The following is a 14,849-nucleotide window of genomic DNA, read 5'->3' as shown; positions in this document are numbered from 1 at the left end:
GGAGGAGGCGCTTGAACAGCGAACCGGTACCGGGCACGACGCAACTGTATGACGGATCAGCTCCCCGCACTGACCCACTCGGGACGCCGTGGACACGACCCCGAGAACGTATGCCGTCCCGACCGTTTCGCTCCCCCGTCCGGCCCGCGCGGCCTGCAGAGTGGGCGACGGCCTCACGGTGTAGCGTCGCGTCCGTGCACTTCGTCATCATGGGATGCGGCCGCGTCGGGTCGACCCTCGCCCGCACCCTGGGCCGCAACGGCCACGACGTCGCCATCATCGACGCGGACGCCTCCGCGTTCCGCCGGCTGGGCACCTCCTTCGAGGGCCAGACGGTCACGGGCATCGGTTTCGACCGCGACACCCTCATCGCCGCCGGCATCCGCGAGGCCTACGCGTTCGCGGCCGTCAGCAGCGGTGACAACTCCAACATCCTCGCCGCCCGCGTGGCGCGCGAGACGTTCGGCGTCGAGCACGTCGCCGCCCGCATCTACGACCCGCAGCGCGCCATGGTCTACCAGCGCCTCGGCATCCCGACCGTCGCGACGGTGCGCTGGACCGCCGACCAGATGATCCAGCGGCTGCTGCCGCAGGGCGCCGTGCCCGAGCTGACCGACCCGAGCGGCAAGATCGTCATCGCCGAGGTCCCCCTCGCCGAGGGCTGGGTCGGCCGGCACCTCACCGACCTCGAGGAGCAGACCGGCGCCCGCGTCGCCTACGTCACCCGGCTCGGCGAGGGCACGCTCCCCCGGCCCGACATGGTCGTCCAGCAGGGCGACCTCGTGCACCTCACCGTCCCGCGCGACGACCTCGCTCGCGTCGAGCGGCTCTGCGACCAGGCCCCGGCCGCCCACTGACCGGCACAGGAGAAAACAACCCCATGCGCGTCGTCATCGCCGGAGCCGGAAGCGTCGGCCGCTCCATCGCCCGTGAGCTGCTCGGCAACGGGCACCAGGTGCTGCTCATCGACAAGGACGCCGACGACGTCCAGGCCTCGCGCGTGCCCGAGGCGTCGTGGCTGCTGGCCGACGCCTGCGAGCTCGCCGCCCTCGAGGAGGCCCGGCTCGAGGAGTCCGACGTCTGTGTCGCCGCCACCGGTGACGACAAGGCCAACCTCGTGCTCTCGCTGCTCGCCAAGACCGAGTTCGGCGTTCCGCGCACCGTCGCGCGCGTCAACAACCCCAAGAACGAGTGGATGTTCGACGAGTCGTGGGGCGTCGACGTCGCGGTGTCGACCCCACGCCTGATGACGGCACTCATCGAGGAGGCCGTGAGCATCGGCGACCTCGTGCGCATCTTCGAGTTCCAGCAGGGCCGGGCCTCGATGGTCGAGATCACCCTGCCCGAGGGCAGCCCCTTCGCGGGGCGCCGCGTCGGTGACGTCGACTGGCCCACCGACACCGTGCTCGTCGCGATCATCCGCGAGGAGCGCCCGCTCGCTCCCACGCCCGACGACGCGATCGAGGCCGGCGACGAGCTGCTCTTCATCACGACGACGGAGCAGGAGGACCGCCTCCAGGACCTCGTCGCCCCGGGCGAGCGGCACCACACGAGCCTCGAGGACTGACTTCGAGGTCGCCGGCGCCGAGCGTCAGGCGAGCCGCGAGGGGTCGATCGGGGTGCGCCCGCGGAGCAGGATGGCACCCATCGCCGTGATGGCGAACAGGTAGGCCGGCCAGCCGAGGACCACCTTGGCCACCCCGAGCGCGGCCACCTGCTCGGCGAGGTAGAGCGGCACCATGATCGAGAGCCGCACGACGTTGAGGGCGATGAGCACCCAGGCGAGTCGTGCCGCGACCGTGACGATGCCGGAGTGGCGACGCCACCACGTCGGGTCCTCGGCGAACGCCTCGGGCTCGGCGACGCCGACGACGAAGCCGAAGAGCGGCCACCGCGTCAGGTTCGTCACGAGCAGCAGGACGAGCAGCGCGGCGTTCTGGAGCATGCCGGGCAGGAAGGCGTCCTCCGCCCGACCCGACCGCAGCGCGAAGAAGGCGGAGATCCCGACGCCCGCGGCGGCATACGCGATGAAGCGGGGGTCCTGTCGCTGCACGAGACGCACGAGCAGGAGGACGGCCACGAGGACGCCGGCGACCACGAGGGAGGTGCGGAGGTTCTCGGTGCGCGCCCACACGAGGGCGAACGCCAGGGTCGGGACGGCCGACTCGACGGCGCCGCGCCACCCTCCGATGGCGTCGGACAGCTTGTCGCGGAGCAGCTCCTCGACCGTGTCGTAGCGGCGCAGGTCGGCCTCGGAGCGGACGACCGCGTCGCCCTCCCCGGCGCGTTCTCCGCCCGGGCCCACGGCCCGGCCGTCGGCGTCAGCCATGCGCCTGCCCCGCCCGGCCGATGAGCTCGTACGCCGGGTTGAACATCGTCTTGACCTTCCGGCGGGTGGTGATGCGGCCCGTGGCCTGGATCTTGACGCCGGGGACGATGCCGGCGATGCGTCGACGGCCGAGCCACACGAGGTGCAACGACTCGGTGCCGTCCCAGACCTCGACGTCGAGCGCGGGCGTCTCCTCGCGCGGGCGCAGCGTCACGGAACGCACCTCGCCGCACACGGTGACCGTGATCCGCTGGGGTGCGTCGCCGATGTGCACGACGCCGTCGAGGTCCGAGGACTCACGGCGCAGCTCGGCCGCCTCGATCTCGTGCGACGAGCGCGTGAGGCGGTCCGTGAGCCGACGCAGGGCGCCGGGCTGGCCCGTGGTCACGGGTGCGTCCGGCTGGGACGCGGTGCGGGACACGGGCCGGCCATCAACGGACCTCGGTGATCTCGGGTCCGCGCTCGAACGGGTTGAGGTCGGGGCCGCCCTCGACAGCGCCCTCCTCGGCCTGGACGGCGCCGTCGGCGTCGGGCAGGCGCAGGGGCAGCAGCTCGCGGGGAGGCATGGCCTCCTCGCCGCGGTCGATGACCGTCGTCCGGATGACGTCGTGCACGGCCTCGGCGGCGGCCGGCTCGATCGCGGCGCGGCCGGAGACCACGGCGCGGAGGAACCAGCGGGGGCCGTCGACGCCGACGAAACGGGCCGGCATGAAGACGGTGCGGCCGTCGGGCCCGGCCTGCGGCATCCGGGTCAGGAGCTCCTCGCCGAACTCGCCGGTGAGCACCTCGGCGGTGCCGCCGGCATCGACGATGCTCGCGGCGATCTCGTTGCGGATGTCGATCCAGACACCCTCGGTGCGCGGCGCCGCGAAGGCCTGCAGCTGCACCGCCGACTCGCCGATGACAGCCGTCACGCCCGTGATCTGCTGCTCCTGCTCGTTGACCTCGAGGCGCAGCTCCATGCCCTGCTGTCCACGCAGCCAGATGGCACCGAGGTTGAGGTAGTCGGAGTCGTCCTCGACCTCACTGCGGTCGAGCGGTCGGGACGTGGCCGAGGCGGCGGTGTCACCGTCCGCGTCGCCGTCGAGCGCGCCGTCCTCGGCGAGCTCGTCCTGCTCGAGGTCGTCGGCACGGTCCACGGCATCGGTGTCCGGGCGGTCCTTCGACTTGCCCCGGCTGAAGAGTCCCACGTCATTCCGTCCTTTGAGTCCTGCTGCACGGTGGGCACGATGCCCGCCCGCGGTCGTCGGCGCTGACGCAGCGCCCGGCGAACCGTATCCGATGATCACGCCCGGGTGGGCGTCTCCCCCGGTGTCGGCGAGGCGGCGCCGCCGGTGGCGAACCCACCGGTGGATCCGTGTCCAGTGTCCCCCCGACTGGTCTCGTCGAGCGAATCCACCTCGACGAAGTGCACGCGCTCGACCCGCTGGACGACCAGCTGGGCGATGCGGTCACCGCGCCGCACCGTGAACGTCTCGCGCGGGTCGAGGTTGACGAGGTTGACGAGGATCTCGCCCCGGTATCCCTCGTCGACCGTTCCGGGGGCGTTGACGATGGAGATGCCGTGGCGTGCGGCGAGGCCGGAGCGCGGGTGCACGAAGCCCGCGTGGCCGGCCGGCAGGGCGAGGGCCACGCCGGTCGGGACGAGGACGCGCTCCCCCGGCTCGATGGTCACGTCGACGCGCGAGCAGAGGTCGGCACCGGCGTCACCGGGGTGCGCATAGCGGGGCAGCGCCAGGTCGGGGTCGAGCCTCCGGACCGGGACAGCACAAGGGTCGGTCACGAGGACCGACCCTACTTGCTCCTGGCCGTGCTGCTGCCCGGTGTGGAATGCGCTCAGGCGGCGCACTCCGTGCAGATCATCATGCCGTTGCTCTCCTTGGCGAGCTGGCTGCGGTGGTGGACGAGGAAACAACGCCCACAGGTGAACTCGTCGGCCTGCTTGGGCAGGACGCGCACCGACAGCTCCTCACCGGAGAGGTCGGCGCCCGGGAGCTCGAAGCCCTCGGCCTGCTCGGTCTCGTCGACGTCCACGCTGGACGACGTCTTGTCGACCCGACGGGACTTCAGCTCCTCGATGGAGTCTTCGCTCAGATCGTCGTCAGTCTTGCGTGGCGCGTCGTAATCGGTTGCCATCTCGTTGTCTCACTTCTACTCGTCTGCGCCTTGCGGTCTGTGACGCGGAGAACGCTCGTGGGCCCGTGCTTGTTCCCGGAGAACCCGCGCGGTCAACGACGTTGTCAACAGCGACGAAACATGTCCGCGTGCGCGTATGGTGCCCGATCCCCACCGCGTTGTCACGTTGTCCGAGCCAAGGCCTGAGACGCAGACCCTCCCGCACCACTCACGCCTACCCTTTTCGGACGAACAGTTCACCTGGGCTTTGCCATTCGCCGACCATCGCGGGTGCACATTGGTGGTCCTACGGCGCGGTAGGGTCTCCGGACTCGACCGATCGACAACCCAGGCCCGGAGGTGGCACCCATGACCGAGTTCGTCGACCAGATCAGGCAACGTGTCAACGACGCGCTGGGCGACCTCGCCGAGGCGCGACAGGCGGGTGACGACTACCGCGTGCAGGTGCACACCGGCGAGCTGGAGTCGTTCGCCCGTCTCGCCACCGAGAACGGCATCCGCGTCCCCGAGCTCGAGCCGTTCCAGGCGGCCTGAGCGGCGTCCCAGCGACACACCACGACACGAGCGGGCGTATGCCGTCCGCTCCCCCCCAGGACGACAGACGCCCCACCCGGCACGGCCGGGTGGGGCGTCGTCGTATGTCCTGTGCGCACGCGCGTGACGGTCAGCCTGCGTCCACCGGCGCGACGAAGAGGGCGCGGACCTGCTCGGCGAGAGCGGGCCCCGCGGCGACGGTGAGGGCGGTGCCGGGCGCCGACCCGGGCTCCTCTCCCGCGCCGACGACGACGCCCCCGGCCTCCTCGACGACGAGCCAGCCCGCCGCGAGGTCCCAGGCGTTGAGCCCGGTCTCGGCGTAGGCGTCCACGGACCCCTCGGCCACCCGCACGAGGTCGAGAGCAGCGCTGCCGATGCGTCGGATGTCGCGGACGAGGGGCAGGACCCGCCGGAGCACCTCGGCCTGTCGGGCGCGCACCTCAGGGGCGTAGCCGAAGCCGGTCGCGAGCAGGGTGCGGGCGAGGCGGTCCTCGGCCGAGACGGACAGACGCTCCGGAGCCACGGACTCGGTCGGGTCCTCGGGGCTCGTCCAGGCGCCGGTGCCCCGGCCGGCGTGGTGCACGAGGCGGCGGCAGGGGTCGGCGACGGCGCCCGCGACAGGGGTCCACCCACCCTGGGAGTGGGCGTCCCCGACGACGACAGCCACGGACACGGCATACGCAGGGATCTCGTAGAGGTAGTTGACGGTGCCGTCGATGGGATCGAGGACCCACGTCAGACCGGACGTCCCGGTGACGTCGGCACCCTCCTCGCCGAGGATGCCGTCGTCGGGGCGCGCGGCCTGGATGAGCCGGTGGAGCAGCTCCTCGGAGCGTCGGTCCATGACGGTCACGACGTCGGTCTCGGTCGACTTCGTCGCGGCGACACCCATCCGGGGCGGGCGCTCGTCTCGGATGAAGCGCGAGGCCTCGACGGCGACCTCGACGCAGAGCCGCTCGAGCTCCTCGACCGTGACTCCGTCGGGCAGCGCGGGAACGGGGCGTGCGGTGGTCATCGCGGCGCCCTCAGTCGCTGCCGCACAGGGCCGGACGGGCCTGGCGCAGGTTGGGGCAGCACCCGGGCGCGCACACCGACGGCATCCGACCCTCGAACGGTGGGACGTCCTCACCGCGGGCCTCCGCCGCGCGTTCGAGCAGGGCGTCGACGAGATCGCGCACGAAGACGGAGTCAGTGCCGACGGTCGGGACCCGCACGTGGGTGAGGCCGAGCTCGTCCGCCGTCTGCTGCGCCTCGGTGTCGAGGTCGTAGACGACCTCCATGTGGTCGCTGACGAAGCCGATCGGGGCCGTGACGACCGTGCGGACGCCGGCGGCCGCGAGCTCGCGCATCCGGTCGTTGACGTCGGGCTCGAGCCACGGCTGGGTCGGCGGACCCGAGCGCGAGCAGAAGACGAGCTCGCCCGTCAGGTCGCGGCCGAGGACGCGGTTGGCCTCCTCGGTCAGCTGCGACGCGAGCGCCAGGTGCTGGCGCTGGTAGAGATTGCCCTCGCCGTCGCCCGGTCCGGACGTGTCGTCCATGGCATCGGGGATCGAGTGCGTGACGAAGAGCAGCGCGATCTCCGCGTCCGGCACACCGTCGAGCGCCCGCAGTGACCGGACGAGCTCGCCTGCGTTGGCGGCCGCGAAACCGGGACGCCGGGCGTACTGGGACACCTTGTCGATCTGCAGCTCGACACCGTCCTCGGCCACCGTGGCCGCGGCGTCCGCGAGGTTCTCGCGGTACTGCCGACAGGAGGAGTAGCACGAGTAGGCACTCGTCGTCAGGGCGACGACACGGCGGTGGCCGGCCGCGTGGCTCTCGCGCAGGGCGTCGTCGATGAAGGGCTCGCTGTTCCGGTTGCCCCAGACGATCGGCGTGCTGATGTCGCGCGCGTCGAGCTCGGCGCGCAGGGCCGCGATGAGCGCCCGGTTCTGGTCGTTGATCGGGCTGCGGCCACCGAAGTGGTGGTAGTGCTCACCGACGGCCTCGAGACGCTCGTCGGGGATGCCGCGTCCGGCCGTGACTCGCCGCAGGAAGGGCATGACCTCGTCGGGCGCCTCGGGACCACCGAAGCCGAGGAGGATCACGGCGTCGTACGGTTCGAGCGGCGAGGGCTGGGGCTCGTCGGACTTCGGTGCTGCGTCAGGTGTCATGTCTCCGCCATCGATGGGTGAAAGGGTTCGTGGGACGGGTCGGCGGTGGTGCGCCGTCGTCAGGTCGGGTTGGAGCGCAACGGGGTCGGGGCGTTGAGGTCGAGGCGGACGGCGAGGATCCGGAGGGCGAAGACCAGACCCGCGGCGGTCCAGAGCACCCAGTCCTGGAGCGAGCCGAGCTGGGCGGCGACGACGACGACGATGGACCCGAGCGTGGCCGGGACGGCATACAGCTCGCGGCGCAGCACCTCGGGCACCTGGCCCGCCAGCAGGTCGCGCACGACCCCGCCCCCGACCGCCGTGATGACGCCGACGAGGACGGCCGCGATCGGCGACACCCCGAGCGTCGTCACGGCCTTGAGACTGCCCGCGACCGCGAAGGCCCCGAGGCCGGCGGCGTCGAGGACCCGGACGAACCGGGTGATGCGCTCGACGCCCGGGTGGAAGAGGAACGTGACGAGACCGCCGAGCGCCGCGGCGGTCAGCAGCCGCCAGTCGCTGATGCCGACCGGCGGGATGTCGCCGATGAGCAGGTCGCGCAGGATGCCGCCGCCGAGGGCCGCGGCACAGGCCAGCACGAGCACCCCGAAGAGGTCGAAACGCTTCTTGACGGCCACGAGGCCGCCGGAGAGCGCGAAGACGAACACGCCGACGAGGTCGAGGGCGAGCTGCGCGGACGCGAATGAGGTAGGCATGCCAGAGCAAACGGTACCCGTGCGGCGTGGTCGCTTTGGTGGGCACCCGGCCCGGTGGCATGCTCGACAGCACGGCGCACGGCCGGCCCCTCGGGACGCGACATCACGTCGCGCGACGCGAGCCACCGGGCACCATCACGGCAGGACCACGCAGACTCGGTACCGGGAGACCCACCCATGCAGCACCTCAGGCTCGTCGGCGTCCACGAGGACGGATTGCACCTGCTGCTGGCCGACGACGAGGGCCACCGCTTCTCCGTCCCCCTCGACGACTCGCTCCGTGCCGCGGTGCGGCGCGACCGACCACGGCTCGGCCAGCTCCAGATCGAGATCTCGGGAGGCCTGCGGCCCAAGGACGTCCAGGCGATGATCCGGGCCGGACTCACCGCCGAGGAGGTCGCCGAGCGCGCCGGCTGGCCCGTCGAGAAGGTGCACCGCTACGAGGGCCCGATCCTCGCCGAGCGCGAGCACGTGGCCGGCCTCGCCCGCCAGGTCCGGCTGCGCCCGCGCGGCGGCTCCCACGGTGCAGCACCCACCCTCGACGCGCGCGTCACCGAGCGTCTGCGCACCCGCGAGATCGACTCCGTCACGGCACGCTGGGACTCCCGTCGCACCGACAAGGGCGCCTGGACCGTCCTGCTGCTCTTCACCGCCGGTGGTCGCGAGCGCGAGGCCGCCTGGCAGTACGACCCACTCGCCCGCACCGTCTCGGCCGTCGACGACGAGGCCCGCTGGCTGAGCGAGGACGAGGACCAGCAGGTTCCCGGCCCGATCCCGGCCCCGCACCTCAGCGCCTCGAACCGTCCGAGCCGCGTCTACGACGTCGAGGCCGAGGGTGGGGTCGGCGCCTCCACGATGCGCCGCCGCGAGGGCGAGACCGTCGACCTCATGGCGGCCATGCGCGAGCGCAGCGCCCAGCGCGGCCGGCGTCGCCGTCCCAAGTCCACCGAGGTCCCCGGTCTCGACGAGGCGCCCGAGGAGGCACTGCCGCTGGAAGAGCTCGCCGGCGACCCCCGCGACGAGCTGCCCCCGCCGGCGCACACGCACCCGGAGGACGACCCCGAGGTCGTCAAGACCGGATCCGTCGAGCAGCGCGTCGGGGTCGACGCCGCCCGCCGCAAGGCACGCCGTACCGAGCCGACCCAGCCGGTGCGGCAGGCGCCCGAGCCGACGACGGACCAGGACGCGGACCCGGCGCCGGCCGAGCCCGGATCCGTCGGCACCCACGAGCCCGAGCGCGCGCCCGCCTCCGAGCCCGAGTCGGATGCCGAGCAGCACGGCACCCACGAGATCGACCTCGGCGACGTCGAGGCGGACGCCGCGGACGACGTCGTGGACGAGACGCCGTCCGAGCCCGTCCCCGTCGAGCAGCCGCTGCGTCCGGCCATGCGCCGACGCGAGGACGCCCGACGGTTGTCACGTGTCCCCGCCGCGCAGTCCGCGCAGTCCGCGCAGTCCGAGCGGTCCCCCGACGCCGACGACGGCGACGAGTCCGCCGAGCCCGACGACGACGGCTACGACGTCGTCGAGCAGAGGGCCGCGGCTCCGGCGGCCAAGCCCGTCCCCCGACCCGCTCCTCCGGCGCGCAAGTCGGGACGGCCCAGCGTGCCGAGCTGGGACGACATCATGTTCGGCCGCAAGAACGACTGACGGCGCGGCGCCTCACACGCCAGCCGCGCCCGATGGGCTCGGGGCCGCTGCACCCGGGTGAGCGGCCCTCGGGAGCCCGCGGGACGGCATACGCCATCGGTGAGCGACGGACGCTGCTAGTCGGCCTGGGTGATCGGCAGCGGCGGCAGCGGGCACACGTCGAGGTCGAAGGGCAGCACCTCGGGCGAGATCGCGGCGGCCCGTGCGGCGTGCGAGGTCATCCGTCGCATGTAGTGCCGCCGGCAGAGCACCTCGTACTCGACGAGACCGGTCGTGCCCGGCTTCGTGTCGCCGACGACGACCTGCTCCCCCTCGACGACCATGACGCCGTCCATGACTCGGGCGTTCGTCGTCGCCCGACGGCCGCACCAGCACAGCGCCTCCACCTGGAGCACCTGCACCTTGTCGGCGAGCTCGATGAGCCGCTTGCTGCCCGGGAAGAGCTCGGTGCGGAAGTCGGCGGTGATGCCGAAGGCGAAGACGTCGACGTCCATCTCGTCGACGATCCGCGCCAGCTGCTCCACCTGGTCGCTGGTGTAGAACTGGGCCTCGTCGCAGATGAGGTAGTCGATGCGGGTGCCCGCCGTGGCCCGGTCGACGATCGCCTCCCAGAAGTCGAGGTCGTCGCGGACCTCGAGCGCCCCGGTGGACAGACCGAGCCGCGAGCTGAGGACGTTGGTGCCGGCGCGGTCCATCTTGGTGAAGATGAGACCGACGCGACCCCGTGCGCCGTGGTTGTGGTCCATCTGGAGGGCGAGGGTCGACTTGCCGCAGTCCATGGTCCCGGAGAAGAAGACGAGCTCAGCCACGAGGCACCACCCTAGGCGCCGCGGCGGGGTGGCACCACGACCACCGGCACGGCGAGTTCCGCGTCGCTCGTCGAGCCGTGCAGCCCGAGCAGCGCGACCACCTCGCGGCGCATGAGCCCCGAGTGGACGACGGCGAAGGACCCCTCGGTGACGACGAGCAGGTCGCCGATGCGGCCCTCGACCCCCGCTCGCACCGGGCCGAACCACCCCTCGTCGACGGCGCGCTCACGGGTGAGGATCCGGGCACGGTCACCGAGAAGGGCTGCCCACGCCTCCTCGACGTCGGCGGCGGCGCCGGGCTCCGCGTAGAGCTGGAGGTTGCGCGGCTCGCCGCCGAGATGGCGCACGCCTGCCATGAGACCGGGCTCGTGCACGAGGTCGATCCGGTCGTGGAAGGGCACGTCGACCATGCCGTGGTCGGCCGTGACGACGATCGAGGTGTCGTCCGGCACGCGAGCAGCGAGCTGTCGCAGCGCGGCGTCGACCGACTCGACCTCGTCGCCCCACTGCCACGACTGGCAGCCGTGGACGTGGCCGATCTTGTCGACGTCGCCCCAGTAGAGGTAGACGAGGGCTCGTGGCGTGGCTCGCACGGCTGACGCGGCGGCCGACACGCGGTCGTCGAGTGTGCGTCCGGCCCGGAAGCGCCCGCCGCGCAGCGCGGCGGTGGTCAGGCCCGACCCGTCGAAGTAGTGCGGACCCACCATCGTCACCGACACGCCGGCGTTCTCGGCGGCCTCGAAGACGGTCTCGTTCGGCTGCCAGGCGCGCGGGTCGGGACCGTCCTCCCAGGACAGCTCGTTGAGCAGCCGGTCGGTGGCCGGATCGAGCACCTGCATGCCGACGAGCCCGTGCGAGCCAGGAGGAAGGCCGGTGCCGAAGGTCCCCATCGAGGTCGCGGTCGTCGTCGGGAAGCCGCACGGCACCCGGTGGGCGGTGCCCAGGTGGCTGCGCAGGAAGGGTGCGTGGCCGCTGCGCTGGCGCAGCAGGTCGTGACCGAGCCCGTCGACGAGCACGACGACGGTGCGCGGGACGGTGGGTAGCTCGAAGACGTCGCGGCCGGCATACGCGGGCACCCCGAGTCGGTCGGCGACCGACGGGAGCACGGAGGCCAGGGTGCCCGCCGACCAGTCGGTCGGCGTCGGCGCGTGGGCGGTCACGTCGTCGGCCACGGTGCGCTGGTCAGCGGGCCGTGCCGCCGCCGATGCTCGCGGAGAGCACCCGGGCGAAGCTCATGGCCCGACCCACGGCGTCCTCACCGTCGGCGGCCGAGCTGATACGCAGCGAGATGTCGTCGGAGGCGATGGTGCCCTCGAAGCCGTGGTCGGCCGTGCAGTCGGGGTCGCCGCAGGCGGCAGGGATCATGTCGAGCCGGCTCACCGCGCCCCACCCGAGTGTCAGCGTGAGGTCACGGCCGTGCGTGCCCGGCGCGAAGGTGTCGGGCTGCGCCACGACGTGGGTCAGCATGACCCCCCGGACGGCGGCGAGGGGCACCGTCTCGGTCGTGGCCGTCGCCATGAGCTTGTCCTCGGACTCGGCGTGGTCGTCGGCATGGGCGATGACGAGCCGCTGCGGAGTGACGACGAGCACGGTCACGTGACGGCGCACCGTCTCGTGGTCGAAGGTCGTCTCCTGGTGCACGAGGTGCGAGACGACCTCGTCGTCGGCGATCGCCGACTCGACGACGTCGCAGACGAGCGAGGGGTAGTAGCCGGCACGGGTGATCGCCTCGGTGAGGTCTTCGGGAAGGGCTCGGCCGGTGCCCGGGGTGACGCGTCGCATGCCCCCATCCTTGCACCAGCGCGGGCGTGACCTCTCCGAGCGGTCCACACCGTGCTGCGTCAGGTCATCCGGCGCCGGCCCGGGTCCTTGCGCACGAGGGCCGGCCGCACGACGACCTCGGCACCGAGCACGTCGACCCCGCCGGTCCAGGCGTTGACGGGGTTGAGCTCGACCGAGGACAGCTCCGGGTGGTCGTCGGCGAGGACCGACAGCCGCGCGATGAGGTCGGCGAGCGCCGCCCGGTGCACCGGCGCGGCGCCGCGGTGGCCGCTGAGGAGCGGCGCCGCCTTGACGCTGTCGATGAGGTCGGTGACGTCGACGTCGGTGAGCGGCGGGATGCGGTGCGCGACGTCACCGAGCAGCTCGGTGGGCGGCCCGGCGACGGAGAAGCTGACGACCGGACCGAAGAGCGGGTCCTCGCTGGCGCGGATGACGCAGGACACGCCGGGCACGGCCATCCGCTGCACGACGAACCGGTCGGCCCCGAGCGGGCCGAGACGCTGGGTCAGCGACGTGTGCGCGTCACGGACGGCCTCGGCGTCGACGAGGTCGCCGCGCACCCCGACGAGGCCGGGCTGGTGACGCACGACGGGCGAGGTCGACTTGAGGATGACGGGGTAGGTCAGCTCGGCGGCGGCGGCCACCGCCGCGTCGACGCCCGCGACCTCCACGGCCGGCCAGACTCGTATGCCGTAGGCGCCCAGCAGGTCTCGCGCCTCCTCGCGCGTCAGCGCGCGTCCGTCGGGACTGCCCGCGAGATAGCCCTCGAGGAGCGACTCCGCACGGAGCCGGTCGATGCCCACCGGGGCGACCTGGGTGCCGCGGTCGCGCTGGCGCCAGAGGGCATACCGCGTGACGGCGTTGAGTGCCCGGATGCCGTCCTCGGGCATCGAGTACGCCGGCACCGACCGCCGAATGCCGTGCTGCTCGTAGGAGAGACCGTCACCGACACCCCGCATGCCCAGGAACGTCGCGACACACGGCTTCTCGTGGTCGGCGACGATGGTGCGGACCGCCATGTGCACCTCCTCGTCCTGGGTCACGAGGGGCGGGATGAAGGCGGCGACGACGCTGTCGACCTCGGGGTCGGCGAAGGCCGCGTCGAGCGCGGCGGCGAACTCCTCGGCCGAGGCCTGCGGCGGCAGCGAGACGGGGCCGTGCGTCACCCGCAGTCCCCAGCTGACGCACGCGCTCGCACTCAGCGCCCCGAGGGCGTCGGAGTTGCCGACGATGGCGACGCGGTCGCCCTTCGGGAGCGGCTGGTGGAGCGTCAGCTGGGCGACGTCGAAGAGCTGGTGGACGTTCTCGACCCGGATGACGCCGGCCTGGCGCAGCAGCGCGTCGAACGCCTGCGGGGGCACGTTGGTGACGCGGGTGCGGTGTCCGGGTGGGGCCGCGAAGCTCGACACCCCCGAGCTCACGACGACGACGGGCTTGACGGCCGCGAGCGCCCGGGCGATGCGCGAGAACTTGCGTGGGTTGCCCATCGACTCGAGGTAGAGGCCGACGGTGTCGGTCTCCTGGTCGTCGATCCAGTACTGCATGAGGTCGTTGCCCGAGACGTCGACGCGGTTGCCGGCCGACGCGAACACCGAGATGCCGAGGCCGCGGCGGGCCGCCGAGGCGAGCACCGCGACCCCGAGCGCACCGCTCTGGGCGAAGAGGCCGAGCCGACCCGAGTCGGGGATGACCGAGGCGAGAGTGGCGTTGAGGCGCACGGACGGGTCGTTGTTGATGAGCCCGAAGCTGTTGGGTCCGACGATGCGCATGCCGGCGCGGCGCACTCGACGACGGAGCTTCTCCTGCAGGCGGACCCCCTCCTCGCCCGCCTCGGCGAATCCGGCCGACAGGACGAGGAGCGCCTTGACCCCAGCCTTGCCGCAGTCCTTGACGACCTCGATGGCCTGCGCCGCCGGCACGACGACGATCGCGAGGTCGACCGGCTCGGGGACGTCGTGGATGCTCGGGTAGGCCGAGAGGCCCTGGATCCGGTCGGCCACCCGGTGGATCGGGTAGAGCTCGCCCCGGTAGCCCGCGGCGAGGATGTTGCGCATGACGAGGGCACCGATCGACTCCTCGCGCCGGCTCGCGCCGATGATCGCGACCCGCTCCGGGAAGAGGATCGTGTGCATGCTGCGGGACTCGGCTCGGTGCTCGCGCGAGAGCTGGACGGCCTTGCTCTGCTCGGTCGGCGAGATGTCGAAGGACACCTCGACGACGCCGTCCTCGATGTGGTGCGTGACCTCGTAGCCCGCCTCCTTGAAGACGGTGAGCATCTTGCGGTTCTGCGGCAGCACCTCGGCGACGAACCGGTTGATGCCCATCTCCTGCGCGATGGCAGCGAGGTGCTCGAGCATGACCGAGCCGATGCCCTTGCCCTGGTAGTGGTCCGAGATGTTGAAGGCGACCTCGGCCGACGTCGGGTCGATGCGGTCGTAGCGGCCGATGCCGATGATCTCGCCGTCGAGCGTCGCGACGAGGGCGACCCGGTCGTGGTGGTCGACGTGCGTGAAGCGGTGGAGGTCGCGGGCGCTCAGCTCGCGCAGCGGGGCGAAGAAGCGCAGGTAGATCGACTCCTCCGACTGGAGGCTGTGGAAGTGGCGGATGCCGTCGGCGTCGTCGGGCGCGATCGGCCGGACGTGCGCCACGGTGCCGTCCCGGAGCACGACGTCCGCCTCCCACTCGACGGGGGCACCCGTGGCCTGCGCCGAGACCCGCTCGATCGCACCGGTGTCGTCGCTGAGCTCGCCACCCTCCATGC

At 72.4% G+C, this 14,849-nt stretch carries 16 protein-coding genes; 4 read left to right on the top strand and 12 right to left on the bottom strand.

Annotation, left to right across the window (positions count from 1 at the left end; translation table 11 throughout):
• Window positions 1–194: 194 nt before the first annotated feature.
• On the top strand, window positions 195–857 hold the full coding sequence (locus tag AB4Z14_RS15470) for a potassium channel family protein (RefSeq protein ID WP_056781006.1): 663 nt from the start codon (window positions 195–197) through the stop codon (window positions 855–857).
• 23 nt (window positions 858–880) lie between these two features.
• Window positions 881–1,567 (top strand): potassium channel family protein, encoded by a 687-nt coding sequence (locus AB4Z14_RS15465; protein ID WP_056781009.1) that lies wholly within the window; start codon window positions 881–883, stop codon window positions 1,565–1,567.
• Between the two features lie 24 nt (window positions 1,568–1,591).
• Here AB4Z14_RS15465 and AB4Z14_RS15460 read toward each other — a convergent pair whose 3' ends face one another.
• From AB4Z14_RS15460 to AB4Z14_RS15440, 5 genes are all read right to left on the bottom strand, one after another.
• Entirely contained in the window at window positions 1,592–2,329 is a 738-nt protein-coding gene (locus tag AB4Z14_RS15460) for a DUF3159 domain-containing protein (RefSeq protein ID WP_442275955.1), read from the bottom strand.
• A complete protein-coding gene (locus AB4Z14_RS15455) occupies window positions 2,322–2,750 on the bottom strand; it encodes an OB-fold nucleic acid binding domain-containing protein (RefSeq protein ID WP_442275954.1) in 429 nt (142 codons plus the stop codon). The genes AB4Z14_RS15460 and AB4Z14_RS15455 overlap by 8 nt, the downstream gene beginning before the upstream one ends.
• 10 nt (window positions 2,751–2,760) lie before the next feature.
• Window positions 2,761–3,519: a DUF3710 domain-containing protein gene (locus tag AB4Z14_RS15450; RefSeq protein ID WP_056781011.1), complete on the bottom strand. Its 759-nt coding sequence runs from the start codon at window positions 3,517–3,519 to the stop codon at window positions 2,761–2,763.
• A 95-nt stretch (window positions 3,520–3,614) separates the two neighbouring features.
• Window positions 3,615–4,112, bottom strand: a complete 498-nt coding sequence (gene dut, locus AB4Z14_RS15445) for a dUTP diphosphatase (RefSeq protein ID WP_056825220.1) — start codon at window positions 4,110–4,112, stop codon at window positions 3,615–3,617.
• 53 nt (window positions 4,113–4,165) lie between these two features.
• Window positions 4,166–4,465 (bottom strand): DUF4193 domain-containing protein, encoded by a 300-nt coding sequence (locus tag AB4Z14_RS15440; protein ID WP_020145516.1) that lies wholly within the window; start codon window positions 4,463–4,465, stop codon window positions 4,166–4,168.
• 348 nt (window positions 4,466–4,813) lie between these two features.
• Here AB4Z14_RS15440 and AB4Z14_RS15435 point away from each other — a divergent pair, with 348 nt between their 5' ends.
• Window positions 4,814–4,999, top strand: a complete 186-nt coding sequence (locus AB4Z14_RS15435) for a hypothetical protein (RefSeq protein WP_020145515.1) — start codon at window positions 4,814–4,816, stop codon at window positions 4,997–4,999.
• A gap of 130 nt (window positions 5,000–5,129) precedes the next feature.
• On the opposite strand, the gene AB4Z14_RS15430 is transcribed toward AB4Z14_RS15435, so the two are convergent.
• From AB4Z14_RS15430 to AB4Z14_RS15420, 3 genes are read right to left on the bottom strand one after another with little or no spacing between them, the layout of a single operon-like run.
• Window positions 5,130–6,014 carry an inositol monophosphatase family protein gene (locus AB4Z14_RS15430; protein ID WP_442275953.1) on the bottom strand — a complete coding sequence of 295 codons (885 nt, stop codon included), beginning with the start codon at window positions 6,012–6,014 and terminating at the stop codon, window positions 5,130–5,132.
• A gap of 10 nt (window positions 6,015–6,024) precedes the next feature.
• Complete coding sequence (locus AB4Z14_RS15425; protein ID WP_442275952.1) at window positions 6,025–7,152, bottom strand: ferrochelatase; 1,128 nt, start codon at window positions 7,150–7,152, stop codon at window positions 6,025–6,027.
• A gap of 59 nt (window positions 7,153–7,211) precedes the next feature.
• The gene (locus AB4Z14_RS15420) at window positions 7,212–7,847 is read right to left on the bottom strand and encodes a trimeric intracellular cation channel family protein (RefSeq protein ID WP_442275951.1); all 636 of its coding nucleotides are present in this window, start codon (window positions 7,845–7,847) and stop codon (window positions 7,212–7,214) included.
• A gap of 177 nt (window positions 7,848–8,024) precedes the next feature.
• Here AB4Z14_RS15420 and sepH point away from each other — a divergent pair, with 177 nt between their 5' ends.
• Window positions 8,025–9,497, top strand: coding sequence for a septation protein SepH (sepH, locus tag AB4Z14_RS15415; protein WP_442275950.1), 1,473 nt, complete (start codon window positions 8,025–8,027; stop codon window positions 9,495–9,497).
• Window positions 9,498–9,613: 116 nt separating this feature from the next.
• Here sepH and AB4Z14_RS15410 read toward each other — a convergent pair whose 3' ends face one another.
• From AB4Z14_RS15410 to AB4Z14_RS15395, 4 genes are read right to left on the bottom strand one after another with little or no spacing between them, the layout of a single operon-like run.
• The gene (locus AB4Z14_RS15410) at window positions 9,614–10,306 is read right to left on the bottom strand and encodes a thymidine kinase (protein ID WP_020145510.1); all 693 of its coding nucleotides are present in this window, start codon (window positions 10,304–10,306) and stop codon (window positions 9,614–9,616) included.
• A gap of 11 nt (window positions 10,307–10,317) precedes the next feature.
• Complete coding sequence (locus AB4Z14_RS15405; RefSeq protein WP_442275949.1) at window positions 10,318–11,478, bottom strand: alkaline phosphatase family protein; 1,161 nt, start codon at window positions 11,476–11,478, stop codon at window positions 10,318–10,320.
• Window positions 11,479–11,488: 10 nt separating this feature from the next.
• Window positions 11,489–12,088, bottom strand: coding sequence for a DUF5998 family protein (locus AB4Z14_RS15400; protein WP_056781029.1), 600 nt, complete (start codon window positions 12,086–12,088; stop codon window positions 11,489–11,491).
• A gap of 59 nt (window positions 12,089–12,147) precedes the next feature.
• Window positions 12,148–14,847 carry a bifunctional acetate--CoA ligase family protein/GNAT family N-acetyltransferase gene (locus AB4Z14_RS15395; protein ID WP_442275948.1) on the bottom strand — a complete coding sequence of 900 codons (2,700 nt, stop codon included), beginning with the start codon at window positions 14,845–14,847 and terminating at the stop codon, window positions 12,148–12,150.
• Window positions 14,848–14,849: the final 2 nt, after the last annotated feature.

Origin of the sequence: Terrabacter sp. 2TAF16, from assembly GCF_052115065.1 — a bacterium.
GTDB lineage: Bacteria > Actinomycetota > Actinomycetes > Actinomycetales > Dermatophilaceae > Terrabacter.
Note: the sequence above shows the minus strand (reverse complement) of the source record. Positions and strands in the feature narration are given on the sequence as shown.

What these genes read in the sequence shown, in the direction of transcription:
- AB4Z14_RS15420 (WP_442275951.1), bottom strand. Translation starts at nt 7,847, where the DNA reads ATGCCTACCTCATTCGCGTCCGCGCAGCTCGCCCTCGACCTCGTCGGC.
- sepH (WP_442275950.1), top strand. Translation starts at nt 8,025, where the DNA reads ATGCAGCACCTCAGGCTCGTCGGCGTCCACGAGGACGGATTGCACCTG.
- AB4Z14_RS15425 (WP_442275952.1), bottom strand. Translation starts at nt 7,152, where the DNA reads ATGACACCTGACGCAGCACCGAAGTCCGACGAGCCCCAGCCCTCGCCG.
- AB4Z14_RS15460 (WP_442275955.1), bottom strand. Translation starts at nt 2,329, where the DNA reads ATGGCTGACGCCGACGGCCGGGCCGTGGGCCCGGGCGGAGAACGCGCC.
- AB4Z14_RS15465 (WP_056781009.1), top strand. Translation starts at nt 881, where the DNA reads ATGCGCGTCGTCATCGCCGGAGCCGGAAGCGTCGGCCGCTCCATCGCC.
- AB4Z14_RS15395 (WP_442275948.1), bottom strand. Translation starts at nt 14,847, where the DNA reads ATGGAGGGTGGCGAGCTCAGCGACGACACCGGTGCGATCGAGCGGGTC.
- AB4Z14_RS15400 (WP_056781029.1), bottom strand. Translation starts at nt 12,088, where the DNA reads ATGCGACGCGTCACCCCGGGCACCGGCCGAGCCCTTCCCGAAGACCTC.
- AB4Z14_RS15430 (WP_442275953.1), bottom strand. Translation starts at nt 6,014, where the DNA reads ATGACCACCGCACGCCCCGTTCCCGCGCTGCCCGACGGAGTCACGGTC.
- AB4Z14_RS15440 (WP_020145516.1), bottom strand. Translation starts at nt 4,465, where the DNA reads ATGGCAACCGATTACGACGCGCCACGCAAGACTGACGACGATCTGAGC.
- AB4Z14_RS15435 (WP_020145515.1), top strand. Translation starts at nt 4,814, where the DNA reads ATGACCGAGTTCGTCGACCAGATCAGGCAACGTGTCAACGACGCGCTG.